This window comes from Nonomuraea pusilla (assembly GCF_900109355.1).
GTDB classification, from domain to species: Bacteria; Actinomycetota; Actinomycetes; order Streptosporangiales; family Streptosporangiaceae; genus Nonomuraea; species Nonomuraea pusilla.
Genome location: NZ_FOBF01000001.1, coordinates 641,287 through 659,571, shown reverse-complemented (window position 1 = coordinate 659,571; position 18,285 = coordinate 641,287). Strand labels below are relative to the sequence as shown.

Annotated in this window: 20 protein-coding genes; 9 read left to right on the top strand and 11 right to left on the bottom strand. The window is 72.7% G+C overall.

From position 1 onward, the window contains the following. The first annotated feature begins 105 nt into the window (after positions 1–105). Positions 106–672 (top strand): NUDIX domain-containing protein, encoded by a 567-nt coding sequence (locus BMX74_RS02955; RefSeq protein WP_091097981.1) that lies wholly within the window; start codon positions 106–108, stop codon positions 670–672. Between the two features lie 12 nt (positions 673–684). Here BMX74_RS02955 and BMX74_RS02950 read toward each other — a convergent pair whose 3' ends face one another. From BMX74_RS02950 to BMX74_RS02910, 9 genes are all read right to left on the bottom strand, one after another. Further along, complete coding sequence (locus BMX74_RS02950; protein ID WP_236715101.1) at positions 685–3,537, bottom strand: CDP-glycerol glycerophosphotransferase family protein; 2,853 nt, start codon at positions 3,535–3,537, stop codon at positions 685–687. 115 nt (positions 3,538–3,652) lie between these two features. Beyond that, complete coding sequence (locus tag BMX74_RS02945; RefSeq protein WP_055508497.1) at positions 3,653–3,967, bottom strand: MGMT family protein; 315 nt, start codon at positions 3,965–3,967, stop codon at positions 3,653–3,655. Then, complete coding sequence (locus BMX74_RS02940; RefSeq protein WP_055508495.1) at positions 3,955–4,314, bottom strand: hypothetical protein; 360 nt, start codon at positions 4,312–4,314, stop codon at positions 3,955–3,957. Before BMX74_RS02940 ends, BMX74_RS02945 begins: the two co-directional genes overlap by 13 nt. A 22-nt stretch (positions 4,315–4,336) precedes the next feature. After that, complete coding sequence (locus tag BMX74_RS02935) at positions 4,337–5,506, bottom strand: S8 family serine peptidase (RefSeq protein ID WP_256256748.1); 1,170 nt, start codon at positions 5,504–5,506, stop codon at positions 4,337–4,339. Further along, positions 5,482–6,381 (bottom strand): hypothetical protein, encoded by a 900-nt coding sequence (locus BMX74_RS02930; RefSeq protein ID WP_256256747.1) that lies wholly within the window; start codon positions 6,379–6,381, stop codon positions 5,482–5,484. The genes BMX74_RS02935 and BMX74_RS02930 overlap by 25 nt, the downstream gene beginning before the upstream one ends. A gap of 56 nt (positions 6,382–6,437) precedes the next feature. Beyond that, on the bottom strand, positions 6,438–7,715 hold the full coding sequence (locus BMX74_RS02925) for a S8 family serine peptidase (protein WP_236715098.1): 1,278 nt from the start codon (positions 7,713–7,715) through the stop codon (positions 6,438–6,440). Then, positions 7,709–8,428: a hypothetical protein gene (locus tag BMX74_RS02920; RefSeq protein ID WP_236715097.1), complete on the bottom strand. Its 720-nt coding sequence runs from the start codon at positions 8,426–8,428 to the stop codon at positions 7,709–7,711. The genes BMX74_RS02925 and BMX74_RS02920 overlap by 7 nt, the downstream gene beginning before the upstream one ends. A 54-nt stretch (positions 8,429–8,482) precedes the next feature. Beyond that, positions 8,483–9,664 carry an adenylyltransferase/sulfurtransferase MoeZ gene (gene moeZ, locus BMX74_RS02915; protein WP_055508489.1) on the bottom strand — a complete coding sequence of 394 codons (1,182 nt, stop codon included), beginning with the start codon at positions 9,662–9,664 and terminating at the stop codon, positions 8,483–8,485. Between the two features lie 42 nt (positions 9,665–9,706). Continuing rightward, positions 9,707–10,606, bottom strand: a complete 900-nt coding sequence (locus tag BMX74_RS02910) for an alpha/beta fold hydrolase (protein WP_055508487.1) — start codon at positions 10,604–10,606, stop codon at positions 9,707–9,709. Between the two features lie 416 nt (positions 10,607–11,022). Between BMX74_RS02910 and BMX74_RS43745 the strand changes: the two genes are divergently transcribed. Further along, positions 11,023–11,427: a hypothetical protein gene (locus tag BMX74_RS43745; RefSeq protein ID WP_055508485.1), complete on the top strand. Its 405-nt coding sequence runs from the start codon at positions 11,023–11,025 to the stop codon at positions 11,425–11,427. Positions 11,428–11,654: 227 nt separating this feature from the next. Further along, a complete protein-coding gene (locus tag BMX74_RS02900) occupies positions 11,655–12,482 on the top strand; it encodes a hypothetical protein (RefSeq protein WP_055508483.1) in 828 nt (275 codons plus the stop codon). Positions 12,483–12,649: 167 nt separating this feature from the next. Here BMX74_RS02900 and ku read toward each other — a convergent pair whose 3' ends face one another. Beyond that, on the bottom strand, positions 12,650–13,564 hold the full coding sequence (gene ku, locus BMX74_RS02895; protein WP_055508481.1) for a non-homologous end joining protein Ku: 915 nt from the start codon (positions 13,562–13,564) through the stop codon (positions 12,650–12,652). Between the two features lie 60 nt (positions 13,565–13,624). Between ku and BMX74_RS45335 the strand changes: the two genes are divergently transcribed. The 6 genes from BMX74_RS45335 (at position 13,625) to BMX74_RS02870 (ending at position 16,423) form a co-directional block, all read left to right on the top strand. After that, positions 13,625–13,981, top strand: coding sequence for a DNA ligase-like domain-containing protein (locus tag BMX74_RS45335; protein WP_256256746.1), 357 nt, complete (start codon positions 13,625–13,627; stop codon positions 13,979–13,981). Further along, positions 13,978–14,292 carry an ATP dependent DNA ligase gene (locus BMX74_RS45330; RefSeq protein ID WP_256256745.1) on the top strand — a complete coding sequence of 105 codons (315 nt, stop codon included), beginning with the start codon at positions 13,978–13,980 and terminating at the stop codon, positions 14,290–14,292. Before BMX74_RS45335 ends, BMX74_RS45330 begins: the two co-directional genes overlap by 4 nt. Continuing rightward, positions 14,289–15,164, top strand: coding sequence for a non-homologous end-joining DNA ligase (ligD, locus tag BMX74_RS02885; RefSeq protein WP_055508474.1), 876 nt, complete (start codon positions 14,289–14,291; stop codon positions 15,162–15,164). The genes BMX74_RS45330 and ligD overlap by 4 nt, the downstream gene beginning before the upstream one ends. 46 nt (positions 15,165–15,210) lie before the next feature. Continuing rightward, a complete protein-coding gene (locus tag BMX74_RS02880; protein WP_055508668.1) occupies positions 15,211–15,417 on the top strand; it encodes a hypothetical protein in 207 nt (68 codons plus the stop codon). Between the two features lie 62 nt (positions 15,418–15,479). Next, positions 15,480–16,100 (top strand): TetR/AcrR family transcriptional regulator, encoded by a 621-nt coding sequence (locus BMX74_RS02875; protein WP_176573561.1) that lies wholly within the window; start codon positions 15,480–15,482, stop codon positions 16,098–16,100. Between the two features lie 89 nt (positions 16,101–16,189). Continuing rightward, complete coding sequence (locus BMX74_RS02870) at positions 16,190–16,423, top strand: DUF3107 domain-containing protein (protein ID WP_055508470.1); 234 nt, start codon at positions 16,190–16,192, stop codon at positions 16,421–16,423. A gap of 1,032 nt (positions 16,424–17,455) precedes the next feature. Here the strand turns inward: BMX74_RS02870 and BMX74_RS02865 are convergent. After that, on the bottom strand, positions 17,456–18,100 hold the full coding sequence (locus tag BMX74_RS02865) for a ferritin-like fold-containing protein (RefSeq protein ID WP_055508468.1): 645 nt from the start codon (positions 18,098–18,100) through the stop codon (positions 17,456–17,458). Positions 18,101–18,285: the final 185 nt, after the last annotated feature.

Genomic DNA, 18,285 nt, shown 5'->3' with positions numbered 1-18,285 from the left:
GATTGGCCCACGCTACCGGCGAAAGGCGTCCCCATCCCGCCGACACGCCGTCCCTCCGCGCAGCGCCGCGCGTCACGCAGGGTCGGGTCTTGTAACGTTCCGTGCATGCGCTGGCAGGTCCATTCCGAGAAGTCCCTGTACACCGACCCCTGGCTGGACGTCCGGGCGGCGGACGTGGAACTGCCCGACGGGCGGCGGTTCGACCACCGGGTGATCCGCACGCCGCCCGGGGCTGCGGCGGTGGTCACCGACGACGGGGACCGGGCGCTGCTCATCTGGCGGCACCGCTTCATCACCGACAGCTGGGGCTGGGAGATCCCCATGGGGCAGGTCGACGAGGGCGAGGCGCCGCACGCGGCCGCGGCCAGGGAGGTCGAGGAGGAGACCGGCTGGCGTCCCCGGTCGCTGCGGCCGCTGCTGTGCGTCCAGCCGAACAACGGCTTCACCGACGTCGTGCACCACGTCTACCGGGCCGACGGGGCGACCCACGTCGGCCCGCCGAGCGACCCGTGGGAGGCCGAGCGCGTCGAGTGGGTGCCGCTGTCGTCGGTGCCGAAGCTGGCCGGGGAGGGCTCGATCGTCTGCGGCACCACGCTGGCCGCGCTGCTCTACGTCATGGCCGAGTCCGGCATGCCGGGCACGGGCGGCGGGCCGGGCCGCCGCCCGGCCTGAGCCTCGCAGCCGTCAGGAGAAGAGGCGGTCGACCACGCGGGCCGTGGCCTTGCCGTCGTCGCGCGGGGCGAACGCGGCGCGGAAGGCGTCGTAGCGGTCGGCGTGGGCGGCGGCGACCTCGTCAATCGAGCGCAGCGCCTCGATCACCTCGGCGGAGGTCGACAGCACCGGCCCGGGCGCCTGCTCGGGCAGGTCGATGTAGAGGCCGCGCTTGGACGAGTACTTCGCCAGGTCGTACGCGTAGAGCACGACGGGCCGCCCGGTCGCGACGAAGTCGAACATCGCCGACGAGTAGTCGGTGACGAGGACGTCGGCCACGAGCAGCAGATCCGCCATATCCGGATATGTCGTGACGTCGTGGGCGATGTCGGGGACGGCGGGCACGGCCTGCATCGGGTGGGCGCGCACCAGCAGCTCGTGGTCGGCCCCGAGCGCCTGGCGCGCCTTGGCCAGGTCGAGCTTCACCATCGCGTTCTTGCGGTCGTAGTCGCGGTACGTCGGGGCGTACAGCACCACGCGCTTGCCCTCGGCCAGGCCGAGCCGCTCGCGCACCGCCGCCGCCAGCGCCTCGCGCTCGGGCGAGGCCAGCACGTCGTTGCGCGGCAGCCCGCTCTCCAGGATCTCGCCCTTGTAGCCGAACGCCCTGCGCATGATCTCGCTGGCCCACGGCGACTGCGACAGCAGCAGGTCCCAGCCGCGCACCTCCGCCGCCTGCCGGTGCCAGATCGGCGGCCTCGGGTCGCGGGTCATGTGCGGCAGGTCGTTGCCGATGCGCTTGGCCGGGGTGCCGTGCCAGGTCTGCAGCACCACCTGGTCCTCGCGGGCGCGGAACCAGGCCGGCAGGAACGCGTTGGTGACGATGTGGCGCGACCGCGCCAGCGCGGCGTGGTGCTCCCTGCTGCCCGCCCGCACCACGGTGGCGGGGCCGGGCGGGACGAACGCGCCGTCCTTGACGATCCAGATGTGCTCGCGGTCGTCGCCCCTGCGCAGGCGCTCCTCGTAGACGGCGCGGACGCTGTCGGCGTACAGCCGGCCGTCGTTGACGACGTACACGGTGGCGTCGTCGAGCGGCTCGGTGCGCTGGGCCGGGTAGAAGACGCGGCGCAGCACGTGCGTGCCCGCCACGCCGCGCTCGTCGGCCGGGCGGTCCTCCTCGGAGGTCAGCACGGGCACGTCGAAGCGGGTGGACAGCATCCGGTAGGAGCGCCCGTCGAAGTCGCGCGGCGTCTCGTCCAGGCCGGGCAGGGCGGCGTGGTCCATGCGCAGCGGGACGATCTCACCCGACGGGTGGCGCAGGGACATGTTCCAGGTGCCGGACGCCAGCGGCACCGCCTCGCCGAACCGGTCCATCGCCGAGGGCGTGACGCGTACGGTGAACTCCTCGCCGGAGCGCTCCATCGGCAGCACGTACGACAGGCCGGAGCGGTGGCGCAGGGTGAGCGCGCGGGGGCCAGGGGCGTCGGGGTAGTGCCCGCGCAGCACGAGCGCCGGCCCGTCCCACACCGCCGAGGTGATCACGGGGCGGATGCGGTGGGCCGAGACGACGACGCGGTCGCGCCGGTCGCCCAGCACGGTGATCTCGCGGTCGCCCACGGCGGTGCGGGTCTCGACCAGGTCGCCCAGCATGACCGACGCCGCCGGGTCGCCCTTGGGCTCGACCCAGAGCCTGCGGCCGTCCTTCTCGTGGAGCAGGGCGGGCACGGCCAGCGTGACGAGCACCTCGGTGCCGCCCGCCACCGGCGTGAAGTCGGCGGCGATGCGGTGGCCGCCCAGCCGGGCGTGGCCCTTGGTGACGGTGCGTCCGGACAGGAAGATCTTCAGTTCGAGCCGCTCGTCCTCGACGGAGACGGCGGTCAGCTCGGCCCTGTTCGGCTGGAGCACGACCTGGAGCGCCCGGTCGGACGTCCAGACGGGCCGCGCCCACCAGCCGGGACGGAGCTGCAGCCCGGCGGGCCGCTCGGTGCGGCCGACGGACGCGCCGCGCAGCAGGCCCGTGGCCCGCGCGCCGCGGCTCCAGAAGACGATCTCAGCCCGCCAGGTGGTGGTGTCGGCCACGGCGGGACGGTGGCGCATCCGCCTGCGCACCCCGGAGACGACGCCGCGCACGGCGCCGCGCCAGCGCAGCGCCCACGGGTTCAGCTCGGCGGTGAAACCCGACCAGTCGTAGTTGCAGCCGGGCTCGCGGGCGCCGTGGGTGGCCTCGGGCGCGAGGATCCTGCGGGTGCGCAGGCGCACGGGCGGCAGCCAGCGGGGGCCGCGCAGCACCACCGTGGCGCGGTTGAACCTGCGGCTGCGCACGGACAGGCCCGCCAGGTAGGCGAAGCCGGTGATGCGCAGCCTGCCGCCGTCCCAGACGATGTCGTCGATGTGGGTCACCGGCACCAGGTCGGCGCGGCGCAGGCGGTACAGGTCGGCGGGCAGCTCGTCGTGGAGCGGCAGGTCGGCGTACCAGCGCAGGCCCTTGCGGATGCGCCTGGACGGCTCGGCCGCCGCGGCGACGACGGTGGCGAGGGTGTCGCCCTCGACGAGGTCGGCCTCGGGACGGGTCTCGATGAGGTGGCAGATGAGCCGCCTGGCCACGGGCAGCTCGCGCTTGACGCGCGGATCGACCGCCGCCAGGTAGGGCTTGACCAGCGCGAGCATCTCGCGCCTGCGGGCGGGGCCGCGCTTGACCGCCAGGTCGATGCGCGTGCCGAGCGGGCCGCTGAGCACGTCGGAGTCGAACGCCGCGTCGCGGCCCCCAGGACCCACGGCGCGCATGACCGCGTCGAGCGGCTCGCCCCGATCGCACAGGTCCTGGACAGCCTTCAGACGGTCGGCGAGCTGCTCGCCGCCCTGGCTCTGAGCTGGGACGCCGGTTCCCATCGGGGAGGCCATGGGGGAGGCACCGCCTTTCGGGCCGCCGTCATTGTTCAGCCCATGGTAACGGGCGTCACATGCTACAGATTCGCGTCGAAAGCGAAATCGCATGTCAAATTGGTTACTGAGAATCCGCTGAACGCCCGTCCCAGCGGGCCAGCCGCATGTCCACCCGCTCGCCGCGCAGCGGAGTGCCCTCCTCGCGCCAGTGCGCCAGGCAGCGCAGCAGGTGGTCGGGGGCGGCCCCGGTGCCGTCGGAGTGCACCACCCGCCACCACGGGACGCCGCCGCCCCAGACCGCCATCACCCTGCCCACCTGGCGCGGGCCGCCCTCACCGAGGTACTCGGCGACGTCGCCGTACGACATCACCTTGCCGGGCGGGATGCGCTCGATCAGCTCCAGCACCCGCTCGGCGTACGGGCTCACGGGCTCCATGCCGCCGGACCGGCCTCGATCATCTCGTCGAGCTTGCCGAGCTCCGTGACGCCGCCGCCGGCGAACACCTCGACGACGCCGTCGCGCAGCGCGTACACCTCGCCGTCCTCGCCCACCAGGCGGGCGCCGAGCAGGTGCGTCAGCCGTACGAGTTGCGCCACCTGCCAGTCCGAACCCGGCTCGCCGATCACCTGGCCGCGCCACCTGGCCACGCCGTGCGCGGCCGCGCCGTGCCTGGCCACGATCTCGTCAGCGCCGTGCAGCTCGAAACCCGCTGGTGCGATGGCCTTCGCGACCTCCGCGAAGGCGAGTGGCGCCTCGTGCACCACCCGCAGCTCGTATCCCATGAGGCGGGACCATAGCGGATCTTCAGTCCCTTCGTTGTTGGAGCACGATGATCGCACCACAGAACATGACCAACGCCACCAGAACCGCCCCGGAGTAGAGCCACAGCCGCCACGGATCGGCCCCGGGACGCGTCGGCGCCGGGGAGTCCTCGCCCTGGCCGAAGTGCTGGACCGGCGCCTCCAGCGCGCGCCGCTGCCCCGTCAGCCGGCCCGCCGCCTCCAGCGCCGCCGCGGCGTCCACCACGCCGAACCCCGTGCCGTCGTCGTACCCCGCCGCCGGCCTGCCCCTGGCGCTCGCCGCCAGCGCCTGCGCCACCTGCTCCGGCGGCAGGTCGGGATAGCGCGACTTGACCAGCGCCGCCACGCCCGCCACGAGCGCCGCCGCCGGGCTCGTGCCCTCCGTCAGCTCGTAGCCGCCCGACCGCTTCACCACGGGCACGTCCACGCCGGGCGCGCCCACCAGCACCGACAGGTTGTCGCTGCTGAACGACGCCTTCCTGCCCTGCCGGTCCACCGCCGCCACGCCGACCACCCCCGGATAGCCCGCGGGGAAGCTCCAGTACGACGTGCCCTTCTCCTTCGCGTACTGCGTCTGGCCGTCGTTGCCCACGGCCGCGACCAGCACGACGCCCTTGCCCAGCGCGTACGACACCGCCTCACGCTCCGAGCGCAGCGGGCCGTACGAGCCGATCGACATGTTCACGACCTTCGCGCCGTGGTCGGCCGCGTACCGCAGCGCCCTGGCCAGAGGACTGTCGGCGCCCTGCCGCTCGTCCTGCGGATCGACCAGGCCGGCGCGCGGGTCCTCCTCCATCGCGAGCGGCAGCGACAGCACGCGCGCGCCGGGCGCCACGCCGACGAACCCGCCGTCAGCGCCGGAGCCGGCGATCAGCGCCGCCATGGCGGTGCCGTGCCTGCCCGGCTCCACCTCCTCGTCCGGGCCCGCGCCGCTCATGTCGGGGCCCAGCGTCACCCGGCCGCGCAGCTCCTTGACCTGGGCGTCCACGCCGCTGTCGACGACGGCGACCGTGACGCCCTCGCCCTTGGTGACCGTCCAGGCCCGCTCCACGTCGAGCGCGTCCAGCACCCACTGCTGCTGCTCCCTCACGGGGACGGCGCTCGGGCCCGCCAGTGCGATCAGCGCCGCGACGAGCGCCCGCACGGCGGTCAGCACACGTTCCCCTGCGTGCACGGCGGCACCTTCGGGGGGTCCGCGAGGAAGTACGCGATCTGGTTGCCGACCGACTTCGCCGCCGGCCACAGCTCGCTGTGGAGGATCTCCTCGGGCGGCACCGCCGCCCTCGCGCGGCCGTCGGCGTACCCGGCGGTCGAGAACACGAGGTACGGCCCCGCGCCCACCCACCCGGTGCGCTGCCGCTGCGCCGCACCGAACCGCTCGGTCACCGTGCCGGGGAACGCCACGGGCAGCACGCCCACCCGGTCGTCCTGCGTGAGCTGCTCGCCCGCCGACACCCTCGCCTCCTCGTCCTTGAGCACCGCCACGCCCACCGTGATGACGAACGTGGAGGTCTGGTCCACGTACGTGGCCCTCAGCATCGTGACGCAGCCGTGGTCCCTGAGCACGTGGGCGACCGACGGGTCGGCGGCCTTGGCGCACTCGGTCTCCGGCGCGATGCCGACGCGCCTGGCGTACTGCTGCGCCCGGTCGAGCCCGAGGTACTTCACCTCCTCGGGGAAGACGCCCGTGGCGGGCCACGCCTGCCAGCGCCTGGCGATCTCCTCCTGGCGGTACCTGTTCTGCTCGGCCTGCGTGAGCGGGCGCGAGCGCGTCTCGCCCAGCAGCCCGACGGTGCCCAGCAGCACCACGAAGGCCGACACGGCGATGATGACGCCGAGCAGCGCCACGAAGACGCGCCGGTACCTGATGCCCTGCTGGAGGGCGTCCAGTTCGGCGCGCTGCCTGGCCGCCGCCAGCCGCCGCGAGCCCGCCGCGGGCCAGGAGCGCACCCGCGATCCGCGCCCGGAGGCGCCGAGCGGGTTCCTCCGTCCCGGCGTGCCCGCTCCCCCGGCGCGCGGCAGCCCTGAGGTGGACCTACGTGCCCTCACCACCGCCTCGCTCCCGCGTCCGCTCCGTGCCTTTTTCGTCCCCCTTCGGGGGCGGATCATGCGTCTTGCGGCTCCGGCGCCCTGCGCACCCTTCTGACCAGCACGAAGATGAAGCCCAGCGACGCGACCGCCCCCGCGCCCGACGCGCCGGCGGCCCACAGGTGGATCGTCGCCCGCGTGCCGTCCCTGCGCACCACCCTGATCGGCCCGGCGTGCCCGCCGCCGAACGGCTGCGACGGGTCCTGCGCCTCGCCGCCCGCCGCGGTCTCCGTGTGCCTGGCCAGCCGGCCCGCCTCCGCCAGCGCCCTGGCCGCGTTCACCACCCCGAACCCGGTGGCGGTGTCGTACCCGCCCGGCGGGCTGTCGGTGGCGCTGGCCGTCAGCGCCTGCACCACCAGCGGCGGCGCCATGCGGGGGTACTTCGCCCTGATCAGCGCCGCCACGCCCGACACGAGCGCCGTCGCCTGCGAGGTGCCCCTCCCCACCCAGTACGCGTCGCCCGGCCCTGCGCCCATGATGTCCACGCCCGGCGCCGCCACCACGACGCTGGAGTTCCAGTTGGAGAACCCGGCCCTGCGCAGCCGCCGGTCGGTCGCCCCCACGGACACCACGCCGGGGAACGCCGCCGGGTACGAGTACGGCGCGAACCCCGACGCCGCGGCGGCCCGGTCGCCGTCGTTGCCCGCGGCGGCCACCAGCACGACGCCCTTGGAGATCGCGTAGCGGATCGCCGCGCGCTCCTCCCTGGTGGCGAGCTCCTTGGAGATCGACATGTTGATGACGTCGGCGCCGCGGTCCACGGCGTAGCGGATGCCGCGGGCGACCACGTCCTCGAACCGCTCGGCCGTGTTGAACTCCTTGAAGCCGGGCTCCTCGTCCTCCAGGATCACCCGGACCGACAGCACCCCGGCCCGCGGCGCCACGCCGATGACGCCGCGCCTGCCGCCCGGCCCGTGCCCGTGGCCCGCGATGAGCGACGCCATGTACGTGCCGTGCAGGCGGCGCGGCGCCACCCCCGGCGGGTTGGCTCCCTCGGTGAAGTCCTCGCCCACGGTGACGGAGCCGGCCAGGTCGCGGTGCCGGGGGTCCACGCCGGAGTCGAGCACGGCCACCGTGACGCCCGCGCCCCTGCTGACCCGCCAGGCCGCCTTCAGGTCGAGCGTCCTGATGACGGGCTGCTGACCGCCGCGCACGTCGTCCGCGAACGCGGGCGCAGGGCCGGTCGCCAGGCCCGCCATGGGGCCCGCCGTGGGGCGCACCGTGGGGCCTGCCGCGGGGATCGCGCACGCCAGTGCGCAGCCCGCCGCGACGCCGGTGAGCCGCCGCCTCAGCACGCCCACTCCCGCGCCGCGCAGTCGGGCAGCCTGGGCGTGCTCAGCCCGGCGAGGACGCTCTCGGAGATCTCGGGCGCGAACGCGAAGATGGACGTCCGCCGCTCGGCCAGCGCCCGCGCGGGCCTGCCGTCCACCTGGCCGGCCGCCGTCAGCACCACGTACGGGCCCGACTGGCGCACCGAGCCCGCCTGGCGGACGGAGGGGGAGAAACGGTCGGCGACGGTGCCGTGGAAGGCCAGCGGGCGCACGCCCGGCACCGGGTCGCCTGACTCGGGGAAGACGGCCTTGGCGCGGGCCGCGGCCCGCTCGTCCGGGAGCGCCACCACGCCGACGGTGACGAGCACGCCCCGCAGGGCGTCGATGTAGGTGGCGCGCAGCACTCCGAGACAGCCCGCCGCCCGCAGCGCCGCGACCGCCTCGGGATCGACCGCCTCCGCGCAGTCGGTGCGCGGCGAGATGCCGATCCTGCTGGCGCGTTCCACGCCTCCCTGCTCAGCCGAGTACAGCAGCGTGGCGGGGAAGACGCGCCCGGCCGGCCACGACCGCCAGCGCTCGGCGACCTCGCGCCTGGACGCGGCGTGCAGCTCCGCCGGGCTCGGTCCGCGCGTGAACTCCGCCGCCGCCGCGCTCGCCGCCACGCCGGCGGCCACCGCGCAGACCAGCGTCAGCGCGGAGGCCGCCACCATGGCGGGCCAGGGCCTGGCATCGTTCACGCCTTCGACCTTAATGCGGGCGTCCCGGAGACACCCGGAGAAACCGGTCGAGCGTCAGTATGTCGGCAGGCTCGGGTCGACCGTCTTGATCCAGCTCAGGACGCCGCCGCCGACGTGCACGGCGTCGGAGAACCCGGCGTTCTTGACGACCGCGAGCGCCTCCGCCGAGCGCGCGCCCGACTTGCAGTGCAGCACGATGCGCTTGTCCTGCGGCAGCTTCTCCAGGGCGGAGCCGTTGAGGAACTCGCCCTTCGGGATCAGCGTCGCGCCCGGGATCGAGACGATCTCGTACTCGTTCGGCTCGCGAACGTCCACGAGGAAGATCGGCTCCCCGCCATCCTGCATGGCCTTGAGCTCCTGCGCGGTGATCGTGGAGCCGCTCGCGGCCTGCGCCGCCTCGTCGGAGAGCGCGCCGCAGAACGCCTCGTAGTCGTCGAGGAGCTGCGTGACCGTGGGGTTCTTGCCGCACAGCACGCACTCGGGGTCCTTGCGGACCTTGACGTCGCGGTACTTCATCTCCAGGGCGTCGTAGATCATCAGCCGCCCGACCAGCGGGTCGCCGATGCCGGTCAGCAGCTTGATGGCCTCGTTCACCTGGATGGAGCCGATCGACGCGCACAGCACGCCGAGCACGCCGCCCTCGGCGCACGACGGCACCATGCCGGGAGGCGGGGGCTCCGGGTACAGGCAGCGGTAGCAGGGGCCGTGCTCGGCCCAGAACACGCTCGCCTGACCGTCGAAGCGGTAGATCGAGCCCCACACGTACGGCTTGCCGAGCAGCACGGCCGCGTCGTTCACCATGTAGCGGGTGGCGAAGTTGTCGGTGCCGTCGACGATGAGGTCGTAGCCCGAGAAGATCTCCATGACGTTCTCGGTGGTCAGGGTCGTGTTGTGGATCACGACGTCGACCAGCGGGTTGATCTCGCGGACCGTCGCCGCGGCGCTCTCGGCCTTCGGCCTGCCCACGTCGGACTGGCCGTGGATGACCTGGCGCTGCAGGTTCGACTCGTCCACGACGTCGAAGTCGATGATGCCGAGGGTGCCGACGCCCGCCGCCGCGAGGTACAGCAGCGCGGGCGAGCCCAGGCCACCGGCGCCCACACACAGCACCTTGGCGTTCTTCAGCCGCTTCTGTCCCGCCATGCCCACGTCGGGAATGATCAGGTGGCGCGAGTAGCGGCGCACTTCGTCGACGGTCAGCTCGGCGGCCGGCTCGACCAGCGGTGGCAACGACACGTTCTACGCTCCCGTTCCAGGGGTGTTGTCTCCTTGTGAAACCTAGCTGGCGAGTGGGGCATTCCCCAATCGCGTCTCACGGATCAGACGGCGGGCCTCGGCGGCCACGACCTGCGGCATCTCCATCATGGCGACGTGCCCGGCGGTCGGCAGGAGCACCAGCCTGACCGACCGGAACGTCCTCAGGGCCTTGGCCGCCATCGCGGGACGCACCAGGCGGTCGTGCCTGCCGTGGACGATCAGCGTGGGCGCCTGCACCTTGGCGGCCTGGCGCCACAGGTTCTCCTGCCCCCGGCGGAAGTACTCGGCGACGATGCCCCGGGCCGAGCCGATCATCGCCTGCGTGGCGTGCGGGATCTCGTCACGCCTGCGCAGTTCCTCCACCGCCTCGCGCAGGCGGTCGGGGTGCACCGCGTTCATGTCGGCCCACACCATGGCGAAGGACGCGTTGATGCGATGCTCCGCCGGGATCAACCGCAGCCGGTCGGCCACCCACTCGCCGAGCCTCGGCACGGCCGCCGCGGCCACGCGCGCGGGGCCGTACCTGGGGAGCAGGTCGGGCAGGGCGGGCGACACGAGCGTGAGCGTGCGCACCAGGTCGGGACGGGCCGCGGCGACGCGCACCGACACGGCGCCGCCGAGCGAGTTGCCGAACAGGTGCGCGGGGCCCGTGTGCTCCAGCAGGCCGATCACGGCGCGGGCGTGGGCCTCGACCGTGTAGTCGCCGTCGCCGGGCGCGGGCGAGGACCCGGCGCCGGGCAGGTCGAGCGCGTGACCGGTGACGGTGTCCTTGAGCGCGTCCATGAGGTCGGTCCAGTTGGTGGAAGAACCGGCCAGCCCGTGCACGAACACCGCCTGCTCCTCGGGGCCGGGCGGCGTGGACCGGACGTGCACCTCGCCGATCATTCGTCCTGGCCAGTGTGGGATCGGCTCCGCAACCATGCGTCCTCCTTCTCGCTCGCTCAACGATAGCCAGCGCCCCGGCGTGAACCGGGCCCGGCCGGCGGGCGCGCGGAGGGGTCAGGACGGACCCGTCGCCCGGGTGGAACGCCCGGTGAATCGGCCCTCTTGCCAGGGGCGGGTTTCCCCGCGCCTTTCTCCTGGCTTCGGCGCGCCGTTCTCGGGTCGCGTTCCCATGGGGGACAAATACGGACATATCCACCCATTTCCCTGGATAAATGTCTAATGCAGCTAACGACACCCCAAGCGGGCGGCAAAAGGATTTGTTTGTCGTTTATCGGCTCCAACGTCCGGAAAGTATGACAACCGAGATGACACCGCAGCGTGACATCTAAGGCACTCTCCGTCACTGACGGAAGGGGCCGACAGTGCAAGAAACCGCTCAGGGGGAAAGCACAATGTCCAACCTCAAGAAACTGATGGCCACCGCCACGCTCACCACCGCCATCTCCGGTGGCATGCTGGGCCTGAGCGAGGCGGCCACCTCGACGACTGCCAACGCTTCCGCCACCACCGCCTCCGTCACCGCGCCCTCGCCGCTGATGTGGGGCGGTCCCCACCGCTTCTGCCGGTTCCACCGCTTCGGTCCGTGGGGCGGCGGCTTCGGGGGCTTCGGAGGCTTCGACGGCTTCGACGGCTTCGACGGCGGCTTCGGCCCGTGGGGCTTCCGCCGCAACACCGGCAAGTTCGTCAACCGCGTCCGCGTCAGGCTCAACCTCGAGGAGAACCGCGTCAAGTGGTCTCACCGCCGGGGCTGCCTGCGCATCCAGCGCGGCGGCGAGTTCGGCGGATGGGACAACTAGTATCCCTGAAACCGGCAGAATCTGCCGTAAAAGGCAGGGCGAGGGCCTCGGTCATTCCGGGGCCCTCGCTCCGCGTTCCGCCCGGAACTCATCAAGTAAACGGGCGCCGCTCGATATCCCTCCGGTAAGTCGATGTCCACGATTTCGCCGCGTGGCGGAGCGGCACATCCGGCGTACCGCTGTGAAATGCGATTGAAGGAGTAGTTCACGGACAAGGAGCTACTTCCATGGCATCGACCCGTTACTCCGCCATCTTTGTGGCGATCGCCGTCTCCGGCGCCCTCACGGCCACCCCCGCTCTCGCCTCGCCCGAACCCGGGCGGGTGCAGCGGAGCGGCCTGGCGGCCGCCGACAACGACCTCTCCCGCTTCCGCCCGGACCGCTTCCCCGGCCACTCGCCGGCCGGCAAGCACGCGCGGCACGCGTCCCCCGGCAACGGCTCGGGCGGCCCCGGCTGGGGCAAGCCCGGCAAGCGCGGGATGAAGGGCGGCAAGTGGATGTCCGGCCTCGGCAACCGCTGGGGACGCAACCAGTGGAGGGGCGGATCCGGCATGCGGTGGCCCGGCATGGGCGGATCCGGCATGCGGTGGCCCGGCATGGGCGGCTCCGGCATGCGGTGGCCCGGGATGGGCGGGCCTGGCATGGGCTGGCCCGGCATGGGCCAGGGAGGGGGCCACGGCATGCGCGGGCCCGGCAAGTGGATGCGCGGCGGCGGCAAGCGCTGGATGGGCGGCCCGATGGGCGGCCCCATGGGCTGGCACGGCCCGGGCGGCTTCACGTATGGCGCCGCTCACGCCAAGAAGAACCACCCCGTCGACCCGAACGCCGCCTGCGCCTACCGGGCCAACAACGCCGTCCCGGTGCTGGAGCGCCCCGAGGCCGGCTCGCCCGAGGTGGGACGCCTGCCGCAGTACCAGCGCACGGTCGGCGCCTGCGCGCCGGAGGAGCAGGACCGCGGCTGGACCAAGGTCGTCGCCGTCAACGAGCACAAGCTCGGCTACACGCGCACCCGCGCGCTGAAGCGCCTCGCCCCGACGGACACCATCGAGTTCTGACGGCCACCGGCCGAACCCCGGCCGACCACGCGCCGCACGCCCACCCGGCGTGCGGCGCACCCATGTCCCAGCCCCGCAGCCAACGCGGCGGGGCGCGGCGAGCGCGGCGTGGGGTTCAGCGGCCCGGCGAACATGCTGGGGGTTGGGCTGGGGGGCGGGGGTGGGGTTCAGGCGGACTTGCGGGTCTTGCGCTGCTTGGCGGGGGCCTTCTCCTCTTCCTTCTCCTTCTCCTTCTGCGCCCTGCCGGCCGCCCTGCCTCCCGTCTTGCCGGCCGCCTTGCGGGGCTTGGGCTCGGCGGAGGCGCCCGCGCGCTCGCGCTTGGCGGCCTCGACGCTGGCGCGCAGCGCGGCCATGAGGTCCACGGCGGGACCCGCCTCCTCTTCCTCGCGCGCCGCGACGACCTCCTTACCCGCCACCTTCGCCTCGATCACCTGCTGGAGCGCCTCCCGGTACGCGTCGTGGTACTCGGTCGGGTCGAAGTCGGCCTCCATCGTGCTGATCAGCGACTCGGCCATCTTCAGCTCCTGCGGCCGTACCTCGATGTCCTCCTCCAGGAAGGGGAAGTCGGGCGCGCGGATCTCGTCCGGCCACAGCATCGTCTCCAGCACGAAGATGCCGTCGCGCACGCGCAGGGTCGCCAGCGACTCACGCTGGCGCAGCGCCACCTTGACCACCGCGACCTGCCCTGAGCTCTCCAGCGCGTCACGCAGCAGCACGTACGGCTTGGAGCCCTGCGCGTCGGGCTCCAGGTAGTACGTCTTGGCGAAGTAGATCGGGTCGATCTGCTCGGCCGGGGTGAACTGCAGCACGTCGATCCTGCGCGAGGTGGTGAGCGGCAGGTCCTCGAAGTCCTCGTCGGTGAGCACCACCATCTCGCCGGTGGGCAGCTCGTAGCCCTTGGCGATGTCGGCGTACGCGACCTCCTCGCCGTCCACGGTGCAGACGCGCTTGTAGCGGATCCTGCCTCCGTCCTCGCGGTGCACCTGGTGGAAGGCGACGTCCTTCTGCTCGGTGGCGGAGTAGAGCTTGACGGGGATCGTGACCAGCCCGAAGGAGATCGCACCTTTCCAGATGCTGCGCATGGGCACTCCTCGGAAGTAGCGGGCTCACCGTAAGGGCACATACCCGTCATGGGGCAACCAATGCCATACCCGGTCGAACCCATGCCGGCGGTCTCGGGGGAGCTGCCGGTCGATCGCGCGCTGTATGGCCTTGAGGTGAAGTGGGACGGCATCCGGGCCGTCGTGTCCGTGGAGGACGGCGGTGTCCGCGTGACGGGCCGCCATGGGGCGGACCCGCTCGACGGCGTGCCGCTGTTCGACCTGCCGTACCTCGACAGGCGAGCCCTGCTGGACGAGCTGGACATCGGCGCGCCGCCCTTCTTCCCCGGCGAGTCCGACCTGCGGCCACGGCCGAGCAGGGCCTGGAGGGCGTGGTGGCCGAACGGCTCGACTCCCCTTACCGCGCCGATACCCGATCCCCCTGGTGGATCAAGGTGAAGAACCTCAGAACGAGGGAAGTGGTGATCGGCGGCTGGAAGCCCGGCAAGGGGCGCCGGTCGGGAGGAATCGGCTCGCTGGCCATGGGGGTCTTCACCGACGAGGGCCTGGACCTGCTCCACCGGCCGCCGCTGCCGTTGGAGACGCCGTGCAGACCGTTCGCGGGACCGGTGCCCTGGCGCAACCGCTGGGTCAGGCCGGAACCGGTCGGAGAGGTGACCTACACGATGTGGACCGACGAGCGGAGACTGCGGCACCCGGTGTGGCGCGGGCTGCGTCCGGACAGGATCCCGGCGGAGGTGCGGCGATGAAGAAGGTGCCGGTCAGGGTGGACGGGCGAGATCTCATCCTGACCAACCTGGACAAGGTGCTCTACCCGGAGGTCGGCTTCACCAAGGCCGAGGTGATCGACTACTACACCCGCGTCGCCCCCGTCCTGCTGCCGCACCTGCGGGGCAGGCCCCTGACCGTCAAGCGCTACCCCAACGGCGTCACCGGCCCGTTCTTCTTCGAGAAGAACGCCCCCGAGCACACCCCCGGCTGGATCAGGACGGTCAACCTCCCCGCCCCCGGCAGCACCAAGAACCGCGAGAGCATCGACTTCGCCGTCGTCGACGACCTGCCCACGCTCGTCTTCTACGCGAACCTGGCGGCGCTGGAGCTGCACGTCCCGCAGTGGCGGGTCGGCGACGACGGCCGGGCGCTGCCGCCCGACACGCTCGTGTTCGACCTCGACCCCGGCGCTCCCGCGACGATCGTCGAGTGCTGCCGCGTCGCGCTCGTCCTGCGCGAGCTGCTGGACGAGGAAGGGCTGACGGCGCTCCCCAAGACCAGCGGCAGCAAGGGCCTGCAGCTGTACGCCGGCTGGGACTGCCGCGAGGAGCCCTCCGCGTACGCCAAGCGGCTGGCCCAGCTCCTCGAGAAGCGGCACCCGCGCGAGATCGTCAGCGTGATGGCGAAGGCGGCCAGGCCCGGCAAGGTGTTCATCGACTGGAGCCAGAACAACCCCGCCAAGACCACGGTCGCGCCGTACTCGCTGCGCGCCAGGGAGCAGCCCACCGTATCGACGCCGCTGCTGTGGGAAGAGGTGGAGCACTGCGAACGGCCGCAGGAACTCGTCTTCACGGCACAGGACGCACTCGACAGAGTGGAGAAGCACGGCGACCTTTTCCGCCGGGCGTAGGCTTGTTCCGTCCGTACCAAGAGGGGGGACCCACACCATGTCGGAGATGGACATTCGCGAGGACCACGACTCCTACGGCGAGGAGTCCGAGGAGCTGCCCATCGAGGCGCCGGAGGCCGACGCCGCCGAGCAGCAGCGCGAGATCGCGCAGGGCACCGGCAGGCTGCGCCGCGAGCTCACCTTCGACGTCGACCCCGCCGACGCCGCCGACCAGGACAGAGTCGTGGAGCTCGACGACGACGACTACCGCTGAGAAGCCGCCTACCCGCCCGTAGGATGTCCGAACAGCCCGCTGAGAGACCCATGGAGACCCGCGTGACCGCAACCCCGGACGCCAAGCCCCGGGGCACCCGGCTGCCCCGACTCGCCCGCCGCAGGCAGCTCCTGAGCGCCGCGCAGGAAGTGTTCGTGGAGAACGGCTACCACGCGGCCGCCATGGACGAGATCGCCGACCGCGCCGGGGTGAGCAAGCCGGTGCTCTACCAGCACTTCCCCGGCAAGCTGGAGCTCTACCTGGCCCTGCTCGACCTGCACGTCGACGACATGGTCAACCGCTGCAGGGAGGCGCTCGCCTCCACGCACGAGAACAAGCTGCGCGTGCAGGCCACGTTCAGCGCGTTCTTCGACTTCGTCTCCACGCAGGGCGAGGCGTTCCGGCTGGTCTTCGAGTCCGACCTGCGCAACGTCGCCCCGGTGCGCCAGCGCGTGGAGCGGTCCCTGCAGGAGTGCGCCGAGATGGTCAGCGCCGTCATCCAGGAGGACACCGGCTGCACCAGCGACGAGGCGCACCTGCTCGGCGTCGGTCTGGTCGGCATGGCCGAGGTCAGCGCCCGCTACTGGGTCACCACGCACGGCTCCATCCCCAAGGACGCGGCCGAGCAGCTCATGGCGCGCCTCGCCTGGCGCGGCATCAGCGGTTTTCCGCGTACGGCATAACGCGTTCGCTCGGCGCGATCATTCGTCGTGTCCGCCGGGGCGAGCCGCGACCATGGATGGAGCCAGCCCCGTCGAACGAGGGAGCCAGGATGGAAGTCAAGATCGGCGTACAGTCCGTACACCGCGAACTCGTGGTCGAGACCGACCTCAACGCCGAGCAGGTGGAGGAGGAGCTCAGAAGGGCGCTGTCGATGGATCGCGGCGGTGTCTTCGCGCTCACCGACGTGAAGGGCAGGCGCGTCGTCGTGCCGGTGTCCGCGCTCGGTTTCGTCGAGATCGGCGAGGACGAGTCCAGGCCCGTCGGATTCGGCGGCACCCTCTGACCACTCCCGAGCAGGGGTACGGCCCACGCCGTACCCCTCCGGGAGCACGGTCACCCCTGCGGGAGCACGCCACACCCCACACACCCGCCCACCGCCGGCGGTAGGCCCACCGCACCTAACCCAGGGCCCCGACAGCCGGAACCGCCCGGCCCGCCAACCACCCGACCGGAACCGGCCCCAGGGCGACCGTCGCCCCGCAACCTCACCCGGGGATGCCCCACGGCCCCTGACGACCCGGAGCCGAGCGCTCGGCGGCCCGTAGCCCCGAACCCACCGCACGACGCCCCGCAGCACCGAGCCCACGGGCCCGACGGCCCCACGGACCGGAACCCACCGCACGATCCCCCGCCCCGAGCCCACCGGCTCGGCAGCCCACCGGCCGGAGGCCGACCACACGGAGGCCGACCACACAGAGGTCGACCGCGCGGAGGCCCACCACGCGGAGGCCCACCACGCGGAGGCCCACCACGCGGAGGCCCACCACGCGGAGGCCCACCACGCGGAAGCCCACCACGCGGAAGCCCTCCGCGCGGTTCCCCATGCCCCCGGACCCACCGCCGGATGCCCCGTTGGCTCAGCCGTGCCGGCCCGCCGTTGACGCCGCCTCACAGGTGGCAGCGGCCGGTCCCTCGGGCGGCTGCGACGACCGTAGGCGATGGGGCCGGGACGTCAGGTCCTTGGGCATGGGCGGACGCTGGTGACGGCGGCCTCAGGCGGCCGGCTTGGGCCGGGTGGCGGCGGGGTGAGCCGTCGGGCGTTCAGGGGCCGGGGTGTGGCTGGGAGGTCGGGATGCGGCAGCCGCGGGGGTGGCGGGAGCGGAGGGCGGCGTGGGCGCGGCCCGGCACGGTGGCCGGGCATCCCGCGCTCCCCCTCCGCAGCACAGCCCGCTGCGTCCAGCGGTTCGGCCCACATCTGGTCAAGGAACTGCCGTAGCGGCGCGAGGCCCTCATGCCAGGCACGGTACAACCGTTTCGCACCCCGCGCCGCCCGCCGGGCGTGTCCGTCAAGGGAGGAAAACTGTTACCTCCGGGGTCACAGCCCCATGGCGGCCATGCGCTTGTTGTGCGCCTCCGTCAGCGTCGCGAAGAGGCGGGAGATGTCGGCCTGCTCGCCGCCCGCCCGTTCCACCAGCAGTCTGGCCAGTTCGGGCCGTGCCGCCGCCACCTGCTGCGCCTGGCTCAGCGCCTCGCCGACGAGCCGCCGCGCCCACAGCGCCACCCGGCCACCTGCCGGGGGCTCGGCCTCGACCAGCGCTCTGACCCGCGCCACGGCGAACTCCGACCGGCCCTCGTCCACCAGCACCTCGTCCACGAGCTTGGCGATCTCGGGGTCGAGGTGCCTGGCCGCCTCCCGGTAGAAGTCGAGCGCGATGGCGTCGCCCACGTACGCCTTGACGAGCGCCTGCAGCCAGTCGGACGGCTTCGTCCTGGCGTGCCAGGCGTCGAGCGCGGCCGCGAACGGCGCCATCGCCTGCTCCGGGTCGGCCCCCAGCTCGGCCAGCCGGTCGCGCAGGAGGCGGAAGTGGGAGTACTCGGCCGCGGCCAGTTCGCTCAGCGCGGCGCGGTCGCCGAGCGACGGCGCCAGCGTGGCGGCGTCCTCGGCCATCCGGGCGAATGCGCTGAGCTCGGCGTAGGCCAGTACGCCGAGCAGATCGACGACACCTGGTGAGTCCTTCATGCAGGCAGCGTACTTCGGCGAATCTTCGGGAACATACGTAAGCTCGGCCAGCGTTGTGGTATCGAGTACACTGCTCTGTGAAAGTGCGACCGCACTGTGTTAATTCGGGGAATTGCCCCGATAACCCCCGCTCCCCGGGTGCGCGGTCGCGATGACGCGAGAGGGCTGGCTCTACCGCGAGGACC

Bases quoted from the DNA above. Each gene is read 5' to 3' on its own strand.
- BMX74_RS02955 (WP_091097981.1), top strand. From the start codon at position 106: ATGCGCTGGCAGGTCCATTCCGAGAAGTCCCTGTACACCGACCCCTGG.
- BMX74_RS02950 (WP_236715101.1), bottom strand. From the start codon at position 3,537: ATGGGAACCGGCGTCCCAGCTCAGAGCCAGGGCGGCGAGCAGCTCGCC.
- BMX74_RS02945 (WP_055508497.1), bottom strand. From the start codon at position 3,967: ATGGAGCCCGTGAGCCCGTACGCCGAGCGGGTGCTGGAGCTGATCGAG.
- BMX74_RS02940 (WP_055508495.1), bottom strand. From the start codon at position 4,314: ATGGGATACGAGCTGCGGGTGGTGCACGAGGCGCCACTCGCCTTCGCG.
- BMX74_RS02910 (WP_055508487.1), bottom strand. From the start codon at position 10,606: ATGGTTGCGGAGCCGATCCCACACTGGCCAGGACGAATGATCGGCGAG.
- BMX74_RS43745 (WP_055508485.1), top strand. From the start codon at position 11,023: ATGTCCAACCTCAAGAAACTGATGGCCACCGCCACGCTCACCACCGCC.
- BMX74_RS02900 (WP_055508483.1), top strand. From the start codon at position 11,655: ATGGCATCGACCCGTTACTCCGCCATCTTTGTGGCGATCGCCGTCTCC.
- ku (WP_055508481.1), bottom strand. From the start codon at position 13,564: ATGCGCAGCATCTGGAAAGGTGCGATCTCCTTCGGGCTGGTCACGATC.
- BMX74_RS45335 (WP_256256746.1), top strand. From the start codon at position 13,625: ATGCCATACCCGGTCGAACCCATGCCGGCGGTCTCGGGGGAGCTGCCG.
- ligD (WP_055508474.1), top strand. From the start codon at position 14,289: ATGAAGAAGGTGCCGGTCAGGGTGGACGGGCGAGATCTCATCCTGACC.
- BMX74_RS02880 (WP_055508668.1), top strand. From the start codon at position 15,211: ATGGACATTCGCGAGGACCACGACTCCTACGGCGAGGAGTCCGAGGAG.
- BMX74_RS02870 (WP_055508470.1), top strand. From the start codon at position 16,190: ATGGAAGTCAAGATCGGCGTACAGTCCGTACACCGCGAACTCGTGGTC.
- BMX74_RS02865 (WP_055508468.1), bottom strand. From the start codon at position 18,100: ATGAAGGACTCACCAGGTGTCGTCGATCTGCTCGGCGTACTGGCCTAC.